The following is a 19205-nucleotide window of genomic DNA, read 5'->3' on the forward strand; positions in this document are numbered from 1 at the left end:
ATGCTCGCGTGCCCGAAGGTCACACCATCCACCGCCTCGCCGAGCGGCACCGCAAACTCTTCGCCGGCCGCGCGGTCGCCGTCTGCAGCCCGCAGGGCCGCTTCGCTGCGGACGCGCGACGCGTCGACGGGCGGGTGCTCGAGGACACCTCGGCCCACGGCAAGCACCTGTTCCATCACTACGCCGGCGGCGAGACGGTCCACGTCCATCTGGGGCTTTACGGCAAGTTCAGCGACGGCGACGGCCCCGCCCCCGCGCCGGTCGGCGAGATTCGCATGCGGATGGCCGACGACCAGCACTGGCTGGACCTGCGCGGCCCCGCCGCGTGCGAGTTGCTCGACCCCGCGCGGCTGGAGGCCCTGCACGCCAGGCTCGGCCCCGACCCGCTCGACGAGGGCAGCGACGGCGACCGGGCGTACCGTGTCATCAAGAGCTCGGGCCGACCGCTCATGGCGCTGCTCATGGACCAGTCGATCGTCGCCGGCGCCGGCCTCATCTACGTCACCGAGGCGCTGTTCCGGGCCGGCCTGCCGCCGACGACCCCCGGCACGAAGCTGAGCCGCCGCCGCTGGCAGGACATCTGGCAGGACCTGCGCGCCCTCATGCGCACCGGCGTCGCCGAGGGCCGGATCGACACCGTCCACAGTGCACACCTGCCGGAGGCGATGGGCCGGGCGCCGCGCGTCGACCGGCACGGCGGCGAGGTCTACGTCTACCGGCGCACCGGCCAGCCCTGTCTGGTGTGCACCAGCCCCGTGCGGACCGCGGTGCTCAACGCGCGCAACGCCTACTGGTGCCCGCGCTGCCAGAAGGCCCGCTGATGGTCGCGTCGGTCGAGATGTACCTCGACGAGCGCGCGTCCCGCCGCATCCGCGTGCTGTGGGACCAGCTGGAGGAGATGGGCGTGCAGTCGCTGCGCACCCCGCACGACGGCCGGCACCGCCCGCACGTGACGCTGGCCGTGGCCCGGCGGCTTGACCCGGAGGCGGTCGCCGAGACGCTCGCTGCTATCCGTGTGGCGGAGCCGCTGCGGATCAACTTCCAGTACGCGGGCGTCTTCGTCGGCCGCGTGGTCTTCCTCGGCCCCGCCCCGACCCCGGAGCTGGTCGAGCACCAGACCCGGGTGTGGCGCCTGCTGGACGCGGCCGGCATCGAGTCGCTGCCGCTGTACACCCCCGGCGAGTGGATCCCCCACTCCACCGTGTCCATGCGCGTCCCGCGCCCGCTGCTCACCGAGACCCTGCGCCGCTGCCTGGAGTCCCTGCCGATCGAGGCCACGGTGACGCGGGCGGCCGTCGCCGACTACGCCCGCGACATCTACCGCGAGATCCTCTAGCGTCCTCAGTCCTCGTCGTGCTGCATCAGCTGGCGCGCGGCCTCGGCGATCGAGCCCGAGATCGACGGGTAGATCGTGATCGTGTGCGCGAGCTGGTCGACGCTCAGGTGGTTCTCCACCGCCATCGCGATCGGCATGATCAGCTCGCTCGCCTTCGGGGACACCACGACGCCGCCGACCACCAGGCCGGACGCCGGGCGGCAGAAGATCTTCACAAAGCCATCGTCCAGGCCGTCCATCTTGGCCCTCGCGTTGCCGGCCAGGGGCAGCATCAGCGCGCGGGCCGGCACCCGGCCGCTGTCGATGTCGGACTGCGTGATGCCGACCGATGCCAGCTCCGGGTCGGTGAAGACGTTCGCGGCGACCGTGCGCAGCTTCAGCGGGGCCACCGCCTCCCCGAGCGCGTGCCACATCGCGATGCGGCCCTGCATAGCGGCGACGCTGGCCAGCGGGAGCAGGCCGGTGCAGTCGCCGGCGGCGTAGATGCCGGGGACGTTGGTGCGCGAGACCCGGTCGACCGTGACATAGCCGCCGGGCGCCACCTCGACGCCGTACTCGCCGAGGCCGAGCGCCGAGGTCTGCGGTACCGAACCGACACACATCAGGACGTGCGAGCCCTCGACCGACCGCCCGTCGGCCAGCTCGACCACGACGCCGTCGGCGGTGCGCCGGGCGGCGGCCGCGCGGGAGTTGTTGAGGATCGTCATGCCGCGGGTGCGGAAGACGCGCTCGATCGCCATGGCGGCGTCGGGGTCCTCGTGCGGCATGACGCGGTCGCGGCTCGAGACGAGCGTCACGTCGACGCCCATCGCCAGATACGCCGACGCGAACTCGGCCCCCGTCACGCCGGAGCCCACCACGATGAGGCGCTCGGGCAGCTGCGGCAGGTCGTACACCTGGCGCCAGTCGAGGATCCGCTCGCCGTCGGGCGTCGCGGTCGGCAGCACCCGGGGCGTCGCACCGGTGGCGATCAGCACAATCGAGGCGGCAATCACATACGGAGCGTCACCGTTGGCCGGCGTGACCCGCACCGCGTGAGTGTGACCGAGCGTATCCTCTCCGAGGCTCGCTGTGCCGGTGACGAACTCAACGCCGGCCTTGACCAGTTTGGCGTTGATATCGCTGGATTGTGCCGTCGCAAGCCTTTTGACCCGCTTGTGTACCGCGGGCCCGTCCACCCGCACGTCGGGCCCGGCGGGCCCGATCACCCCGAACGCCTCCGTGTCGAGGTGCGCCGTGACGACAGACGAGCTGGCGATGAAGGTCTTCGAGGGCACGCAGTCGTGCAGCACACAGGCGCCACCTGCGCCTTCGGCCTCGATCACGGTCACCTGGGCGTCCAGCTGTGCGGCGACCAGGGCTGCCTCGTAGCCCGCCGGCCCACCTCCGATGATCACGATCCGGCCCACGCCAGCCACCCCTCCTCGGCTACCACTGCCCTGTTCTCCCCCGTCCGACGTATTCTCCCTCGCCCGGCGGGTCCCCCGGACCCGCCCCCGTCCGAACGGCGTACGCCCCGCCGACGGGTGGATCTGAAGACGACACGCTCGGCAGTATTCTCTCGCGCACCCGGTCGGGTTTATCGTCATCGCCGTGCGTCATTACGCCGCGTATGGCTCGAACCTGGACCCTGCCCGCATGCGGGCCTACTGTCCGTACTCGCCGATGATCGGGACCGGCTGGCTCGAGGGCTGGCGCCTGACCTTCGCCGGGGAAGAAGTCCTAGGCTGGGAGGGCTCGGTCACGACGATCGTCGAGTCGCCGGGCGATCGGGTATTCGTCGCGCTGTACGACGTGCACCCCAACGACGAGAAGCAGCTGGACGAGGTAGAGGGCGCCCTAGCCGGCACCTACCGGAAGCTGCACCTGCGGGTGGCGACCCTGGACGGCGAAGAGACCGCGTGGGTCTACGTGTTCAACGGCTACGAGGGCGGCCTGCCCACCGCGTGGTATCTGGCCGAGATCGCCAACGCCGCCGCCAAGGCCGGTGCCCCCGCCGACTACCTGGACGCCCTGCGCTCCCGCCCGACGAAGACAGCGATGCCATAACCGCCCACCCATGGCGTACCGCGCGCCGTGGGTCGTGGTGGGCTACCGCGGGGCGGTGACCGTCCGCTCGAACATGTCGGCCGCGAAGGCGACGGTCATGCCGAGGCCGGCGTACAACCGGTGCGCCCCGGTCGGGTTGGTCAGGTCGACGCCCAGGCCGGCGGTGGCGCGTCCCTTGGCGGCGTAGATCGAGAACGCCGACCGCAGCAGCGCGCCGCCGATGCCCTCCTTTCGGTGCTCGCGCAGCACGGCGAGGTTCTTCACCCATCCCTCGCCGCGCTCCACCCCCTGGTCCGCGGACTGCAGCACGCCGACGACCCGGCCGGAGACCTCGGCGACCAGCCACTCGTCCCAGCTGATCGACGGCAGGGCGGCGAGCGACTCGCGCCACGCCTCATACGGCACCGGCTGGAAGTCCGGCGTGTCCGCGAATGCCGCCTGCAGCACCCCGTGGAACCGCCGCATCTCGGCCTCGTCACCGGCCCGCACCACGCGAACGAGCAGGCGATCTCCCGCCGCGAGAAGGTGTGGCGGGCGATCGCCTGGAGTCAGCGGCCGCGTCATCCGTGCGTGACGCTTGCGGAACCCGAAGCCGCGCGAGGTCAGCGCGTCGATATACGCCGACTCGCTCGCGACCGCCCCCGCGCGCAGGGTGACCTCCGCGTGGCCGGCCTCGCGGGCGCGTGCGGCGACCCGCTCCAGGGCCAAGTCGAGCAGCGGGCCGTAGGCCGCGGCGCCGCGCCCCGGCACCGCGTAGACCTCCACGTTGTCCCGCGCGCCGCGCTCGGGATTGTCCACATAGGCCCACGCGAGCGGCTCCCCGCCGGGGCCTGACGCGAGCCACGAGTCGACCGCCGGAACCTGGTTGGGCGCGGTGAGCGTCGCCACGACCTCGTCCTCGGTCCAGTCCGGCTCGCCGAGCGCGGCGACGTCGCTCGCGCGCGTGACGGACAGGATCGCGGCCACGTCGCGCAGCGTGCATCCCCGCACGGTCCAGCCCGGTAAACCCGTCAGCTCCACGATGAGGACCCCAGAAGGACTCAGGACGGCAGGGCTTCCTTCACCGAGACCACGGCGGCGTCGAGGAGGTTGACGAGCTCGTCGCGCTCGGTCGGGGCCAGTGCCCGGAACGCCTCGCCGGCGATGCGGTCGGTCAGGGCCTCGGCCCAGCTGCGCCGGCGTACCAGCGGCTCGAAGGCGGGAAACGGCGGCTGCCAGCCGAACGCGGTGGCCTCGGCCTCGCCCTCGGGGCCGGAGATGATGGCCTCCAGCGGGCTCAGGCCGCTGGCGCGGATGGCCAGCAGGTGCGCGGCGCCGCGGTGCTCGCGCAGCAGGTGGGCCAGGACCGCGGCGCGGGCGCCCGGGGAGTCGTCGGGCAGCGGCATCGCGCGCCAGGCCGCGAACAGGGGCATCCCGGCCGTCTCGGCGCTGACCACGACCCGCTCGGCGAGCTCGACGAGCTTCGGCAGGGCGTAGAAACTCTCGAGGTGCTCGCGGCCCCAGCGGCAGCACTCGTCGAGGTTGTCGGCGGCGATCCGCTCGGGCGCCGCGACCTTGCGCGCGGCGTCCCAGCCGTCCTGGACGGCCTCCGGCGCGATGAAGCCCAGCGCGGCGGCGACGGTGTCGGCGCGGACGTCGCCCAGCGCGCCGCCCCGGCCGGCGACGTAGAAGGCCCACCCGGTCAGGCCGATCTGGCGGGCGCGGCGCATGGTCTTCGGGTCGTCGCTGAACGCGCCGCCCAGGACCAGCACCGCCTGCTTCGCCGCCGCGGCCGCCTGCTCGGGAGTCACCCGGATCATTCTGCCCTGCCGCCCGGATCACGGTGAAGGCATTCGTTCGAGGAGTAACCGTGCGCGCGAACGCACAAACGGTTCAGCCGAGGTCGGCCAAGGCATCCTGGGCGAGTTTGACCCGCTTCTCGGCCTGCCGGATGGCCTTGCCGGCGGCGGCGACCGCGCGCTCGGCCTCGGCCTTGGCGGTCTCGGCGTCGGAGAGCTGCTGCAGCGCGGTCATGAGCTCCCGGCGCGCCTGCTTCACCACCCGGGCGTGCTCCTCCTCGGCGCGGCGGCGCTCCTCCTCGCGGCGGCGCGCCTCGGCCCGCCGCTCCCGCTCGCTCTCGTCCGGCGCCGAACGGACCGGGGTCACGGTCGAGGTGCCGCCGCCCGGCCCGGAGCCCTGGACCAGGCGCAGGTTCGGGCGCGGGGTCTCGCCGAAGCCGGTGTACTCCAGCGCCTTCGTCAGGCGCCCCTCGCGTACCGCCGCGGCCACCTCCGCATCGGCGAGCGCCGCGGCGAACGTGGCCTCGACCTCGGCGACCGGCGGGTTGCCGCGCTCCGGTCCGGCCAGCCGCACGGCCTCGCGGGCCAGCGCGGCGACGGTGGCCCGGCGACGCACCGACAGCTCCCGCAGGTCCGCGCCGCGCAACTCCCGCTGGGCGGCGCGCAGCTCCTCGGCGAGCTCGAGCAGCTCCGCGACCAGGTCCGGCCGCTCGTGGGCGAGCCGGTTGACCAGCCACGCCGCGACCGTCGGCTTGCGCAGCTTCCCGATCGCGGCGGCCAGCGCGGTGTCGCGCGCCTGCCGGGCCTTGGCGGTCTCCTCGCCCCGCAGCGCGATGAAGTCCTCGGGCGGCGCAGAGTAGAGGCGGGCGGTGACGGCGGCGAGGGCGTCTTCCATACGGGCAAGTTATATGGAGCTGCCCGGCTCGAGCCGCGTGTACTGCGTGCCGGACAGGCGCGTCATGTGTCCGGTGACCATCTGCTGGCCCGCCTCCATGAGCAGGCTGTCGTGCAGGGCGAAGGCGCGCTCCGGCTTGACCGCGCGGGCGAAGTCGATCGCCTCGGAGAGCTTGAGCCACGGCGCCGAGACCGGCACGAACAGCGTCGCGATCTCCTCGTCCGGCACGGAGAACGAGTCGCCCGGGTGGTAGATCGTCCCGAACGGGGCCTCGATCGCGAACCCGAGGTTGACGATACGCGGGATGTCGGGGTGGACGACCGCGTGCCGGCCGCCGTGGGCGCGCACGGTCATGCCGGCCGCGACGAACGTGTCGCCGGGGTTGACGGCGAAGATGTCGGCGTCCAGGTCGGTCAGCTGCGCCTCGACGTCGGGGTGGGTGTGCACGGTCAGCGCGGGCTGCTTGGCCGCCGCGGCGCGCAGCTTGTCGAGGTCGACGTGGTCCATGTGCTCGTGGGTGATGAGCACGGCATCGGCGCCCTCCAGCGCCTCGGGCTCACTGAACATGCCGGGGTCGATCACCAGCACGCCGCCGCCGTGCTCCAGGCGCAGACAGGCGTGGGTGTACTTCGTGATGCGCATCCGGTGACCTCCTCGTGGCAGAACCGTGACCCGAGCGGATGGAACCGGAGCCCCACCGGCCCGCGTCCGAGGTGGCAGTTCCGGCTTCCGGATCGACCCTACCCAGGAGGCATCATGTCAGTCAGGCGCACCACCGTGTTCGTCGCGGCGGCCGCCAGCGCGCTGGTCCTCGCACTGAGCGGATGCGGCGCCAACGGCAACGACTCGAGCTCCAGCAGCATGCCGGACCGCGCCGAGCAGGTCGCGCCGGCCGCCGGCGGCGCCGGTGCCGGACCGGCACAGGAGCGGGTGCCGGGCCCGGCGCAGGCCCAGGACAAGCCGCAGGAGGGTCAGCAGAAGGCGCCGGACAACCTCGACGCGGAGATCCGGTCGATCATCTACTCGGGCACGATGACGGTACAGGTGAAGGACGTCAACGCGGCCGCGGCGCAGGCCATCGCGCTCACCACCGGCGCGGGCGGCTTCGTCGGCGGCGACAACCGGCAGATCAACGGGCAGAGATCGACCGCCACGCTGACGCTGCGGGTGCCGGCGGCCAAGTTCCAGACCACGCTCGACCAGCTCAAGGGCATCGTCGACGGCGAGGAGAAGAGCCGGCAGGTCTCGGCCCAGGATGTCACCGACCAGGTGGCCGATGTCGAATCGCGACTGAAGACGGCGCAGGCCAGCGTCGATCGGATCCGCGCGCTCATGGCGAAGGCTCAGACGATCGGGGAGATCACGTCGCTGGAGTCGGAGCTGTCCCGGCGCGAGTCCGACCTCGAGTCGCTGCAGGCCCGCAAGCGGCGGCTGGACGGGCTGACCGCGCTGTCGACCATCACGCTGATGCTGCACGGCCCGGAGGCGCCGGCGGTGTCCAAGGAGGAGACCGGCATCGTGGTCGGCCTGCGCAACGGCTGGGGCGCGTTCGTGGCCTCGCTGCGGGTCGCGCTGACGGTGCTCGGCTGGCTGCTGCCCTGGATCGTGTTCGTCGGCGGCCCGATCTACCTGATCGTCTGGCTGCTGCGGCGGTACCGCAGGGCGCACCCGGCCCCGGCCGTGCCCACGGCGCCGGCCGTGCCAGCGTTCCCGGGCCCTCCCACGCAGCAGCCCACGCAGCAGCCCGCCCGGCCGATGCCGCCGCAGGGTGGACGCTGGATCCCGCCGCAACAGCCCCCAGTCTCGGCACCGCCCGTCGCGACACCGGCTGAGAAGGAAGCTGGCGATGGGCCGGTTTCGGACGCGGCGGAAGGGGCAGAGGCCCATCCTGAGCGGGCACCTGAGACTGCGGCCCCGCACCGGCCGCAGTCTGAGGACGACGGGTCGTCAGGCTCTGCATCAGCCCGCTGATCACCGCACCGAACTCCGGCCGCAACTGATAGCCGGAATCACCGTCAACCTGGGCAACGCCGTGTCGCCGGGCGGAATGTCGAAGCCCGGCGGGTCGGCGGCCACCGGTCCGCCGATGGGATCGGTGTTCCGCCACAGGTTGGCCCAACGGGGGGTGTGCTGGCCCGGCTCCGCAGGGGGCCGGGCCAGTACGGCGCCGACCTGCTCCAGCACCGCGCCGCGTCCGAGCCGTCTGAAACCTTGAAGGCCCGTTTCAAAGCCGAGGCGGGGCTAGATTCCGCCTGGCGGCGTCCCGCGCAAGCCCGGTTACAACACCGGTAGCCTGGCTCCCGCGGGCCACCACCAGACGAAATCTGGACTCCGCCTCGCTACCACCCCAGCTATGAACCAGGCGCTAGAACGCGCCGGCGCTCAGCGCGGCGAGGGCGGTGTGCACCATGACCCGCACCCCGTGGCCGATCGCGCGCTCGTCGACGTCGAACGCGGACTGGTGGATGTCGAACTTGGCCTCCGCGCCGGGCACCCCGACGCCGAGGCGGATCATCGAGCCGGGCACGCTGTCGAGGTAGAACGCGAAGTCCTCGCCGCCCATGCTGATCTCGGCCTCGACCACGCGGTCGGGGCCCAGCGCCGCGCCGGCCGCCCCGGCGATGACCGCGGTGGCGAGCCGGTCGTTGACCACCGGCGGGACGCCGCGGGTGTAGGTGACCTCGACGTCGGCGCCGGTCGGCGCGATGACGTCGTGGACCAGCTTGGTGACCAGCTCCGGCACGTCGCGCCAGGCGTCGCGGCTCAGGACGCGGATCGTGCCCCGCGCCATCCCCTCGATCGGGATGGCGTTGGCGGCCTCGCCGGCCCGCACCGCGCCCCACACCATCGACACCCCGGCCCGCGCGTCGAGCTTGCGGTCCAGCAGCGACGGCACGTCGACGAGGATGCGGCCGAGCGCGTGCACGAGGTCGGCGGTCAGGTGCGGCCGGGCGGTGTGCCCGCCGCGCCCGGTCAGCCGGACCTCGATCTTGTCGGCGGCCGCCGTGAACGGCCCGGAGCGCACGCCGACCAGGCCGACTGGCAGGTGCGGCGCGCAGTGCAGCGCGAAGATCGCGGCGACGTCCTTGAGCCCGCCGGCGGCGATCACCTCCGGCGCGCCGGACGGCATGGTCTCCTCGGCCGGCTGGAACAGCAGCCGGACCCGGCCGGGCAGCTCGTCGCGCTCGGCCAGCTGGGCCAGAGCGAGCCCGACGCCGAGCAGGATGGTGGTGTGCACATCGTGGCCGCAGGCGTGGCAGACGTTGTCCACGGTGGAGCGGTAGGGCACGTCCTTGGTGTCGGGCAGCGGCAGCGCGTCGAGATCGGCGCGCAGCGCGATGACGCGCTCGCCGTAGCCGATGTCACAAATGACGCCGTTGCCCTTGGGCAGCATGCGCGGGGACAGGCCGGCGCGCGTCAGCTCGCGGGCGACCAGCGCGGCGGTCTCGAACTCCTGGCCGGACAGCTCCGGGTGCGCGTGAATGTGACGACGGATCGCTACGAGCTCGGCACCGCGGGACGCCAGCCAGCGGTCGAGCTGGCCGGGCAGCGGATCGGCTCCGGGCGGTGTCTCGGGCCAGCCCTCGGACAGTCGTTCGGTTTTGGACGACGTCAACTTGCCGACCGGTCGCGCCACGGTGGCGGCGTTCTCGGGCAGCGTCAGCGCTCTCGTCACGGTGAGTTCTCTATTTCGGTCTAATGGAGCGGCCCGCCTCATGCGTGCCATGGACAGACTAACCGGGTCAAGGTGACGGAGCGCAACATCATTCTCGTGATGTTGATATAGCTGAGCGTCACTCAGACCCTCGTTGAGGCGCGAAACAGCAGGCACGGACGGGATGGCGGCTTCAGCCCCAGACACGTACCCCTCACCTCCTATAACGGGTGACAGGCGCCACGGTCACGTGGTGTCGCGATAACTATTCACAGTGGCGTCCATGAAACGGTCGCCACCGGATGACGCACAGTGACGACAGACGTCGCAGAGTGGCACGGACCCGGTACCTGGCGACGCACCGCTCGTCCGACTATCGGCGGTGTCATTCGAAAATCCAGGAAACCCAGTTCGCCGATGTTCCGCCGAGGTTTCCGTTACCTGCGTAGACGCTTCACCCGGCCGTCCAGGTTCCCCGGATGAACGAATTCAATCCTGCGACGGTCCGTGGTACGACAAGATCGGCACGGTCGGTCGGTCGCGGGTCACGGTACGGTGAAGGAGCGGACCCCACCTTTCTTAACCGAGCACGAGCACGCAAGATAGTGGGGCGAGAAGTCAACCCTCCCCCTCCCATGACGGTTTACTGCCTGTGACTCAGCTTCCGACGTGGCATGGTGAGCCCCAGCCACCCACCGGCGCTCTGGCCTCGGCCGGTGCCGGGCGCGATCCTGCGCGCGGCCCCGACTCTCCCTCCAACGGACCCGCTCGGGAACCACGCGAACCGGGCTCGGCCGCGCTCCCGGTGCCGGGGCAGCGCGCCGCGCCCGGCGTGGTGATCGGCGGGCGCTACGCACTGCGCACGGCGATCGGACATGGCGGCATGGGCACCGTGTGGCGCGCCAGCGACACGCTGCTGCGCCGCGACGTGGCGGTGAAGGAGGTGATCCTCCCGCCCGGCCTGGCCCCCAGCGACCGCGACTCGATGTATCAGCGGACCCTGCGCGAGGCCCGCGCGGCGGCGGCGCTGTCACACCCGTCGGTCGTGCAGGTGTATGACGTCGTCACCGAGGCCGGCCGGCCGTGGATCGTCATGGAGCTCCTGCAGGCCCGCAGCCTCGCCGAGATGATCGTCGAGGACGGCCCCCTGGCCGCCCGGGCGGTCGCCAAGATCGGCATCGCCCTGCTCGGCGCGCTCGAGGTGGCCCACGCCGCCGGCGTGCTGCACCGCGACGTCAAGCCGGCCAACGTGCTCATCTGCGGCGACGGCCGCTGCGTGCTCACCGACTTCGGCGTGGCCCGGATGCCCACCGACAGCGAGCTGACCACCCCCGGCATGGTGCTCGGCTCCCCGCACTTCATCTCCCCCGAGCGGGCGATCGGCGCCAAGTTCGGCCCGCCGAGCGACCTGTTCTCGCTGGGTGTGACGCTGTACACCGCCGTGGAGGGCCGCCCGCCGTTCGACCGGCGCGACCCGTTCGAGACCATGCGCGCCGTCGTCGAGGAGCCCCCGGCGCAGTCGATGCGCGCGGGCCCGCTGGCGGGCGTGCTCTATGGCCTGTTGGAGAAGGACCCGAACCGCCGCTGGAACGTGGAGACCGCCCGCGCGGTGCTGCGCGACCTGCTCGCCGGTCCGCTGGCCAGCAACGCGCCGGCGCACATGACGGACCCCTACGCGGTGGTCCGCCCGGCGCAGCAGCCGACGATGGTCCACCCACAGCAGCCGACCGGCCAGATCGGCGGCCGGGCCATGATCGCCCCGGGCGAGACCGTCAGCGGTGCGATGCGGCGGATGCACTCCGACGGGCCCGCCCCTGCCAACCCGGCCGCCCCGAACGAGGCCAACCTGGAGCGCACCGGCGCGGACAACTACAACGCGTATGCGCCCGAGTACACCCAGGACGACTGGACCCAGGGCCCGCCGCCCGCACCGCCGCACCAGGGCGGCGTGGGTCAGCAGCTGATCGGCCGGGCGAAGGCGGCGCCGAAGTGGGCCAAGATCGCCGTGGCGGCCGGCCTCGTGGTGGTGCTGTTCCTCGGCGTCGGCGCGGCGACCGGGCTCTTCTCCGGCGACGGCGGCGGCCAGCAGGGACGGCAGCCGACCGGCTCGGCCTCCAGCACTCCGGCGAAGCCCACGTTCGAGGTGGAGGCGTTCACGCACCCTGGCGGCATCACGGTCAACATCCCGAAGGGCTGGAAGACCACCAAGCTGGGCAACGCCAACGCGCCCTACTTCGACATCATCGACCCGTCGGACGGCAACCGGAAGATCCGCGTCAACATCGAGAAGGCCTCGGCCAGCCCCCGGGCCTTCCTCGAAGGCGCCGAGAACCGGCTCAAGTCCATGCCGGCCAATTGCGAGCCGCCGTACAACCGGGTCGACATGACCGAGGACAAGCTCGACGGGCAGGCGGCGGCGGTGCTGGAGTACACCTGCGGCGCCGACGAGAAGCAGCGTCACGCGCTGTGGAACGCCGTCGTGGTCAACGGCAAGGCGTACCACTTCTTCGTCACCGTGCCCGACTCCCGGTTCACCGAGAGCAAGGCGATCTTCGACGAGATGGTCCGATCGTTCAAGCTGACTGTGCCGTCGACCGGCCCGTGACCGTGTTAAGAAGTCCAGATGACCTCCACGGAGCGTGATCTGTCCCTGCGCGCGGCGGCCGAGGCCTGGCTCGCCGACGACCCCGATCCGGCGAGCCGGGACGAGCTGCGGGCCGTGCTGGACGATCCCTCCGAGCTGGCCGACCGCTTCGCTGGGCCGCTCAGGTTCGGCACCGCCGGCCTGCGCGGCCCGCTGCGCGCCGGGCCCAACGGCATGAACCTCGCCGTGGTCCGCGCCGCCGCGGCCGGCCTGGTGCGCTGGCTCGCCGCGCAGCAGGCCGGGCCGGACGACCGGCCCCTGGTCATCGGCTACGACGCCCGGCACGGGTCGCACGCATTCGCGATGGAGACGGCCCGGGTCGCCACCGGCGCCGGGCGCCGCGCCCTGCTGATGCCGCGGCCCCTGCCGACGCCGGTGCTCGCGTTCGCGGTCCGCCGCCGGGGCGCGGCCGCCGGTGTGATGGTCACCGCCAGCCACAACCCGCCGCAGGACAACGGCTACAAGGTGTACCTGGCCGACGGCGCCCAGCTGGTCCCGCCGGCCGACGCCGGGATCGAGCGCGCGATCCGCGAGGTCGGCCCGCTCGCCGAAGTACCGCTGGGGTCGCCCGGCGAGGTGCTGACCGAGGACATCGTGCGGGAGTACATCGACGCCGCGCTCGGCGTCGTGGACCCCGAGGTGCCGCGCGAGCTGGCCGTGGCGTACACGCCCTTGCACGGCGTCGGCCGGGAGGTCTTCGCCGCGACGCTGGCCGCGGCGGGGTATCCTGCGCCGTTCGTCGTCGCCGAGCAGGCCGAGCCGGACCCGGACTTCCCCACCGTGGCGTTCCCCAACCCCGAGGAACCGGGCGCGATGGACCTGCTGCTGGCGCTCGCCGCCCGCGAGCGCGCCGACATCGCGATCGCCAACGACCCCGACGCCGACCGGTGCGCCGTGGCCTTCGCACGCGACGGGGGGTGGCAACAGCTGCGCGGCGACGAGGTCGGCGTGCTGCTCGCCGACCACCTCATGCGGCGCGGGGTGCGGGGCCGCTACGCGACCACGATCGTGTCCTCCAGCCTGCTCTCGCGTATGTGCGAGGACCGGGGCCTGGCGTACGGCGAGACGCTGACCGGCTTCAAGTGGATCGTGCGGGCCGGGGACGACCTCGGGTATGGCTACGAGGAGGCGCTGGGCTACTGCGTGGCCCCGGACATGGTCCGCGACAAGGACGGCATCACCGCCGCGCTGCTGGTCTGCGAGCTCGCCGCCGGGCTCCGGGCGGAACTGCGCACGCTCGGCGACCGGCTCGACGAGCTGGCGCTGCGCTACGGCGTGCACGCCACCGACCAGCTCTCGGTCCGGGTCGCGGACCTGGGCGAGATCGCGGAGATGATGGCCACGATCCGGGCCCGCCCGCCGGCCGACCTGCTCGACGAGGCGGTGACCTCGATCGAGGACCGGCTGCCCGACGCCGACGTGCTGATCCTGCGCGCCGGCACCACCCGGGTCGTGGTGCGCCCGTCGGGCACCGAGCCGAAGCTGAAGGCGTACCTCGAGGTCGTCGAGCCGGTCGCGGACCCGGCCGACCTCCCGGGCGCCCGCGAGCGCGCCGCCGCCGGGCTGGCCGCCCTGCGCACCGAGACGGCGACCGCGCTGGGCCTGAAGTAGCAACTAGAGCGTCACGGAGAACAGCCCCGAACCGGCGAGCTTGCGAAACTCGGCGAGCGCCGGTTGCGACGAGTCGGGGCGGGTGTCGCCCTTCGGCGCGTTCGGCGAGTCGAAGTAGACCAGTGCCCGGATCGCCGGGAAGCGGCCGATCTGCTGCGCGACGGTGGAGTAGATCCAGGCCTTCCGCGCCGGGTCGGGGGCGTGCTCGTACACGCCCCATTCGGCGACCATCAGCGGCTTGTCGCCGTGCTCGCGGGTCACCCAGGAGTAGAAGCCGGGCCATCGGGCGGGATTCGAGGTGTGGTTCACCAGATACGCGAAGTCGCCGTGGCCGTAGCCGCCGGGCCGGGCATACAGGTACGGGTCCATGCCGATCCAGTCGACGACGTCGTCGCCGGGGTAGAGATCGGCGAACCAGTCCTTCACGCACCACGGCTCGTACGCCATGTACACGAGCACGAACACCACGTTGGTGACGCCGTCGGCGCGCAGCCGCTGGACCGTGTGGCGGAACATCGCGGCGTAGTCCCGGGCCGTCATGCCGCCGCCGCTGCGCACATCGTTCTCGGGCTCGTGGTGCACCGCGAGGAACAACGTGCCCGGAAACGCCTTCAGCCGCGCGGCCGCCCGGTCGATGCGGGCGTCCTGTCCCCCGGCGGCGACGTCGGCCCAGGTCGTGCCCCAGGCGACCTTCCAGTTGGCGAACAGGATCCGTTTCGGCGTTCGTACCGCGGCGATCTCCTCCGCGGTCGGGAAGACCTCGTCACCGCGATGGTAGGAATGCACGACGTCGGCCGGCCGCCCGGTCGTGCTCTCGAAGTTGTCCAGGGCCCGGGTCGCGGAGAGATCCGTGAGCGCACCCGGCGCCACCCCCCACAGCAGCCCGCACGTGGGCACGAGCTTGGCGTCGACCACGCAACGGCGCTGCCGCTCGGCGGTGCTCGCGGATACGGCCGGGCTCGGGGCCCGGCCCAGTCCTTGGCGGGCGTCGGTTCCCTGGCCGGCGTCGTTCGGCTCGGCGGCCACCACCGCTCGCTGGGCCGGCCCGGTCGACCCTGACGGCCCCGATGGCCCGTGGGCCGTCGACGCGATCGCACCGGAGCCGACCAGCCCGACGACGGCCGCGGCGACCAGGAGCAAATTTCTTCTCATCGCGGGCCAACGTAATCCGGGGCCCGTTCACCCGTTCAAGCCCGAGGGGCGGCGGATCCCTCGTTTCGGCGACGCGATTTAAGCGGCCGCTAAGATTTGTCGCCGCCGAAGCGGGGCATGCCGCCGAACTGGCGGTCGCCCGCGTCGCCGAGGCCCGGCACGATGAACATGTGCTCGTTGAGCCGCTCGTCGATCGCGGCGGTGACCAGGCGCATCGGCAGCCCGGAGGCGGCCAGCCGCTCGATGCCGGCCGGCGCGGCGAGCACGCACAGCACCGTGATGTCGCTCGCACCGCGGTCCACGAGCAGCCGCACGCAGTGCTCCAGGGACCCGCCGGTGGCGAGCATCGGGTCGAGCACCAGCACCGGGATGCCGGACAGGTCGCGCGGCAGCGACTCCATGTAGGCGCGCGGCTCGAAGGTGCTCTCGTCGCGCGCGAGCCCCACGAAGCCCATGGACGACTCGGGCAACAGCGCCAGCGCCGAGTCGGCCATGCCCAGCCCGGCCCGCAGCACGGGCAGGAGCAGCGGCGGGTTGGCCAGGCGGGTGCCCTCGGCGACCGCGACGGGCGTCTTGACCGGGAACTGCTCGGTGGCGAAGGACCGCGCCGCCTCGTACACCAGCATCGTCGTGAGCTCGTGCAGCGCGGCGCGGAAGGCCCCGTTGTCGGTGCGTTCGTCGCGCATCGCGGTCAGTCGCGACTTGGCCAGCGGGTGATCCACCACGAGTACGTCCACGAACGGACAGCCTAATATTTTCCACATGACCCTCACCGCTGAGGTCGCGCGCTCACAAGGCGCTCTGCGAACCTTCCTGCACGGCCTGCCGGGAGTCGACCAGGTCGGCGCCGAGCAACGCGCCGCGATGCTGGGCACCCGGTCCATCAAGACGACGGCCAAGGCCCAAGCCCTCGACCTGGCGATCCGCATGGTCGACCTGACGACGCTGGAGGGCTCGGACACCCCCGGCAAGGTGCGCGCCCTGTGCGCCAAGGCGGTCCGGCCGGACCCCGCCGACGCCACCTGTCCGAGCGCCGCCGCCGTCTGTGTGTATCCGGCGATGATCCGGGTCGCCGCCGAGGCGCTGCGCGGCACGGGAGTGCACCTGGCCAGCGTCGCGACCGCGTTCCCGTCCGGCCAGGCGCCGCTGGCGGTCAAGCTCGCCGACACCCGGGCTGCGGTCGCCGACGGCGCGGACGAGATCGACATGGTGATCTCCCGCGGCGCGTTCCTGGCCGGCCGCTACGCCGAGGTCCACGACGAGATCGCCGCGGTCAAGGAGGCCTGCGGCGGCGCGCACCTCAAGGTCATCCTGGAGACCGGCGAGCTGGCGACGCTCGACAACGTGCGCCGCGCCTCCTGGCTGGCGATGCTGGCCGGCGCCGACTTCATCAAGACCTCGACCGGCAAGGTGCAGCCCGCGGCCACGCTGCCGGTGACGCTGGTGATGCTGGAGGCGGTCCGCGACTTCCGCGCCGAGACGGGCCGGATCGTCGGCGTGAAGCCCGCCGGGGGCATCCGGACCGCCAAGGACGCCATCAAGTACCTCGTGCTGGTCAACGAGACCGCCGGACCGGACTGGCTCGACCCGGACCTGTTCCGCTTCGGCGCGTCCACGCTGCTCAACGACCTGCTGATGCAGCGCACGAAGCTTGCGACCGGCCGCTACAGCGGCCCCGACTACTTCACCCTCGACTAGGCCACCAGGGACTCAGCACGATGGACTTTTCATACGCACCCGCGCCGGAATCGCGCTCGATCGTCGACATCCGTTCCTCGTACGGGCTGTTCATCGGCGGCGAGTTCGTCGACGGCAAGGGCGAGCCGTTCAAGTCGATCAACCCGGCCAGCGAGGAGATCCTCGCCGACATCGCCTGCGCCGACGCCGCCGACGTCGACGCGGCGGTGCGCGCGGCCCGGCACGCCTACGACACCGTCTGGGGTCCGATGCCGGGACGGGAGCGGGCGAAGTACCTCTTCCGCATCGCCCGGATCATCCAGGAGCGCTCCCGCGAGCTCGCGGTGCTCGAGTCGCTGGACAACGGCAAGCCGATCCGCGAGTCGCGAGACGTGGACCTGCCGCTGGTGGCCGCGCACTTCTTCTACTACGCGGGCTGGGCCGACAAGCTGCCGTACGCCGGCTTCGGGCCCGACCCGCGCCCGCTGGGCGTCGCCGGCCAGGTCATCCCGTGGAACTTTCCGCTGCTGATGCTCGCCTGGAAGATCGCCCCGGCGCTGGCCGCCGGCAACACGGTGGTGCTCAAGCCGGCGGAGACGACGCCGCTGACCGCGCTGCTGTTCGCCGAGATCTGCCGGCAGGCCGACCTGCCGCCGGGCGTCGTCAACATCATCACCGGCGCCGGGGAGACCGGCCGGCTGCTGGTGGAGCACCCGGGCGTCGACAAGGTCGCCTTCACCGGCTCGACCGAGGTCGGGCGGGCGATCGCCAAGGCGGTGAGCGGCACGAACAAGCGGCTCACCCTGGAGCTGGGCGGGAAGGCCGCCAACATCGTCTTCGACGACGCGGCGCTCGACCAGGCGGTCGAAGGCGTCGTCAACGGCATCTTCTTCAACCAGGGCCACGTGTGCTGCGCGGGCTCTCGGCTGCTGCTGCAGGAGTCCGTCGCCGAGGAGTTCCTGACGGCGCTCAAGCGGCGCATGGCGCACCTGCGGGTCGGCGACCCCCTGGACAAGAACACCGACGTCGGCGCGATCAACTCCGCCGCCCAGCTGGCGAGGATCCGCGAGCTGTCTCTGGTCGGCGAGGACGAGGGCGCCGAGCGCTGGTCAGTCCCGTGCGAGCTGCCGGAGCGAGGGTTCTGGTTCGCCCCGACGATCTTCACCGGCGTGACCCAGGCGCACCGGATCGCCCGCGAGGAGATCTTCGGGCCGGTCCTGTCGGTGCTCACCTTCCGCACCCCGGACGAGGCGGTCGAGAAGGCGAACAACACGCCGTACGGGCTGTCGGCCGGGGTGTGGACCGAGAAGGGCTCGCGGATCCTCCGCATCGCGGACCGGCTGCGCGCCGGTGTCGTCTGGGCCAACACGTTCAACAAGTTCGACCCGGCCTCGCCGTTCGGCGGGTACAAAGAGTCGGGCTACGGCCGCGAGGGCGGCCGCCACGGGCTGGAGGCCTACCTTGAGCACTGAGGCGCGTCTCGCCGTCCGCAAGACCTACAAGCTGTTCATCGGCGGCGCGTTCCCGCGCAGCGAGTCGGGGAGGTCCTACCAGGTGCACTCGGCCTCCGGCGACTTCCTCGCCAACGCCGCGCTCGGCTCACGCAAGGACGTCCGCGACGCCGTGAAGGCGGCCCGGGCGGCCGTGGCCAAGTGGTCGGGTGCCACCGCGTACAACCGCGGGCAGATCCTCTACCGGGTCGCGGAGATGCTGGAGGGCCGGCGCGAGCAGTTCGTCGCCGAGGTGTCCACTGCCGAGGGCACGGCACCGGAGACGGCCGCCGGGCTTGTCGACGCCGCCATCGACCGCTGGGTCTGGTACGCCGGATGGGCCGACAAGATCGCCCAGGTGCACGGCGGGGCCAATCCCGTCGCCGGGCCGTACTTCAACCTCTCCACGCCCGAGCCGACCGGGGTGGTCGGGGTCGTCGCGCCGGCCGGCTCGTCGCTGCTGGGCCTGGTGAGCGTCGTCGCGCCGGCGATCGTGACCGGGAACACCGTCGTCGTGCTCGCCTCGACCGACCGCCCGCTGCCCGCCGTGACGATGGGCGAGGTCCTGGCGACCTCGGACCTGCCCGGCGGGGTCGTCAACCTGCTGACCGGGTCGGTCGGCGAGATGGCGCCCTGGCTCGCGGCGCACATGGACGTCAACGCCATCGACCTGACCGGTGTGACGGACCCCACACTGGCGAGAGAGCTCGAGGCAGCGGCGGCGGAGAACCTCAAGCGGGTGATCCGCCCGAGCGATCCGGACTGGGCCGCCGACCCGGGCGTCTCCCGGATGCTCTCGCTGCTGGAGATCAAGACGGTCTGGCACCCCAAGGGGGTCTGATCGTCGCGGACCGGGCACACTAGGGTGTTTTGTGCGCGAGGCCACACACGCCCTGGTGTGCCCGCACGCCGAGTCCG

General features: G+C 72.3%; 18 protein-coding genes. 9 read left to right on the forward strand and 9 right to left on the reverse strand.

The genetic code is table 11. From position 1 onward, the window contains the following. The first annotated feature begins 8 nt into the window (after positions 1 to 8). Both ABT297_RS21575 and ABT297_RS21580 read left to right on the forward strand, forming a co-directional pair. Positions 9 to 821, forward strand: a complete 813-nt coding sequence (locus ABT297_RS21575; RefSeq protein ID WP_350552317.1) for an Fpg/Nei family DNA glycosylase — start codon at positions 9 to 11, stop codon at positions 819 to 821. Then, entirely contained in the window at positions 821 to 1336 is a 516-nt protein-coding gene (locus ABT297_RS21580) for a 2'-5' RNA ligase family protein (protein WP_350552320.1), read from the forward strand. The genes ABT297_RS21575 and ABT297_RS21580 overlap by 1 nt, the downstream gene beginning before the upstream one ends. A 5-nt stretch (positions 1337 to 1341) precedes the next feature. Here ABT297_RS21580 and ABT297_RS21585 read toward each other — a convergent pair whose 3' ends face one another. Next, positions 1342 to 2754, reverse strand: coding sequence for an NAD(P)H-quinone dehydrogenase (locus tag ABT297_RS21585; RefSeq protein WP_502885611.1), 1413 nt, complete (start codon positions 2752 to 2754; stop codon positions 1342 to 1344). 175 nt (positions 2755 to 2929) lie between these two features. Between ABT297_RS21585 and ABT297_RS21590 the strand changes: the two genes are divergently transcribed. Beyond that, positions 2930 to 3385 carry a gamma-glutamylcyclotransferase family protein gene (locus ABT297_RS21590; RefSeq protein ID WP_350552326.1) on the forward strand — a complete coding sequence of 152 codons (456 nt, stop codon included), beginning with the start codon at positions 2930 to 2932 and terminating at the stop codon, positions 3383 to 3385. A 42-nt stretch (positions 3386 to 3427) separates the two neighbouring features. On the opposite strand, the gene ABT297_RS21595 is transcribed toward ABT297_RS21590, so the two are convergent. From ABT297_RS21595 to ABT297_RS21610, 4 genes are all read right to left on the reverse strand, one after another. Continuing rightward, positions 3428 to 4405, reverse strand: a complete 978-nt coding sequence (locus ABT297_RS21595) for a GNAT family N-acetyltransferase (RefSeq protein WP_350552329.1) — start codon at positions 4403 to 4405, stop codon at positions 3428 to 3430. Between the two features lie 20 nt (positions 4406 to 4425). Further along, positions 4426 to 5175: an SCO6745 family protein gene (locus ABT297_RS21600; protein WP_350552332.1), complete on the reverse strand. Its 750-nt coding sequence runs from the start codon at positions 5173 to 5175 to the stop codon at positions 4426 to 4428. Positions 5176 to 5257: 82 nt separating this feature from the next. Next, the gene (locus ABT297_RS21605; protein WP_350552335.1) at positions 5258 to 6058 is read right to left on the reverse strand and encodes a hypothetical protein; all 801 of its coding nucleotides are present in this window, start codon (positions 6056 to 6058) and stop codon (positions 5258 to 5260) included. 9 nt (positions 6059 to 6067) lie between these two features. Beyond that, entirely contained in the window at positions 6068 to 6700 is a 633-nt protein-coding gene (locus ABT297_RS21610) for an MBL fold metallo-hydrolase (protein ID WP_350552338.1), read from the reverse strand. Between the two features lie 114 nt (positions 6701 to 6814). Here ABT297_RS21610 and ABT297_RS21615 point away from each other — a divergent pair, with 114 nt between their 5' ends. Then, positions 6815 to 8029, forward strand: a complete 1215-nt coding sequence (locus ABT297_RS21615; protein ID WP_350552340.1) for a DUF4349 domain-containing protein — start codon at positions 6815 to 6817, stop codon at positions 8027 to 8029. On the opposite strand, the gene ABT297_RS21620 is transcribed toward ABT297_RS21615, so the two are convergent. After that, positions 8030 to 8242 (reverse strand): hypothetical protein, encoded by a 213-nt coding sequence (locus tag ABT297_RS21620; protein WP_350552342.1) that lies wholly within the window; start codon positions 8240 to 8242, stop codon positions 8030 to 8032. It abuts the gene before it with no gap. Between the two features lie 181 nt (positions 8243 to 8423). Then, on the reverse strand, positions 8424 to 9734 hold the full coding sequence (locus ABT297_RS21625; protein WP_350552344.1) for an amidohydrolase: 1311 nt from the start codon (positions 9732 to 9734) through the stop codon (positions 8424 to 8426). A gap of 631 nt (positions 9735 to 10365) precedes the next feature. Here ABT297_RS21625 and ABT297_RS21630 point away from each other — a divergent pair. Both ABT297_RS21630 and ABT297_RS21635 read left to right on the forward strand, forming a co-directional pair. Next, entirely contained in the window at positions 10366 to 12318 is a 1953-nt protein-coding gene (locus tag ABT297_RS21630; protein ID WP_502885612.1) for a serine/threonine-protein kinase, read from the forward strand. 18 nt (positions 12319 to 12336) lie between these two features. Further along, a complete protein-coding gene (locus ABT297_RS21635) occupies positions 12337 to 13968 on the forward strand; it encodes a phospho-sugar mutase (protein ID WP_350552348.1) in 1632 nt (543 codons plus the stop codon). 3 nt (positions 13969 to 13971) lie between these two features. Here the strand turns inward: ABT297_RS21635 and ABT297_RS21640 are convergent, their stop codons facing one another. Continuing rightward, positions 13972 to 15120, reverse strand: coding sequence for a glycoside hydrolase family 26 protein (locus ABT297_RS21640; protein ID WP_350552350.1), 1149 nt, complete (start codon positions 15118 to 15120; stop codon positions 13972 to 13974). An 89-nt stretch (positions 15121 to 15209) separates the two neighbouring features. Further along, entirely contained in the window at positions 15210 to 15857 is a 648-nt protein-coding gene (upp, locus tag ABT297_RS21645) for a uracil phosphoribosyltransferase (protein ID WP_350552354.1), read from the reverse strand. 25 nt (positions 15858 to 15882) lie between these two features. On the opposite strand from upp, the gene deoC reads away from it, so the two are divergent. From deoC to ABT297_RS21660, 3 genes are read left to right on the forward strand one after another with little or no spacing between them, the layout of a single operon-like run. Further along, complete coding sequence (gene deoC / locus ABT297_RS21650) at positions 15883 to 16818, forward strand: deoxyribose-phosphate aldolase (RefSeq protein WP_350552357.1); 936 nt, start codon at positions 15883 to 15885, stop codon at positions 16816 to 16818. A gap of 20 nt (positions 16819 to 16838) precedes the next feature. Next, positions 16839 to 18269, forward strand: coding sequence for an aldehyde dehydrogenase family protein (locus tag ABT297_RS21655; RefSeq protein ID WP_350552360.1), 1431 nt, complete (start codon positions 16839 to 16841; stop codon positions 18267 to 18269). Beyond that, entirely contained in the window at positions 18259 to 19128 is an 870-nt protein-coding gene (locus ABT297_RS21660; RefSeq protein ID WP_350552363.1) for an aldehyde dehydrogenase family protein, read from the forward strand. The genes ABT297_RS21655 and ABT297_RS21660 overlap by 11 nt, the downstream gene beginning before the upstream one ends. Positions 19129 to 19205: the final 77 nt, after the last annotated feature.

The organism is Dactylosporangium sp. NPDC000555 (genome assembly GCF_040300025.1).
Taxonomy (GTDB): Bacteria; Actinomycetota; Actinomycetes; order Mycobacteriales; family Micromonosporaceae; genus Dactylosporangium.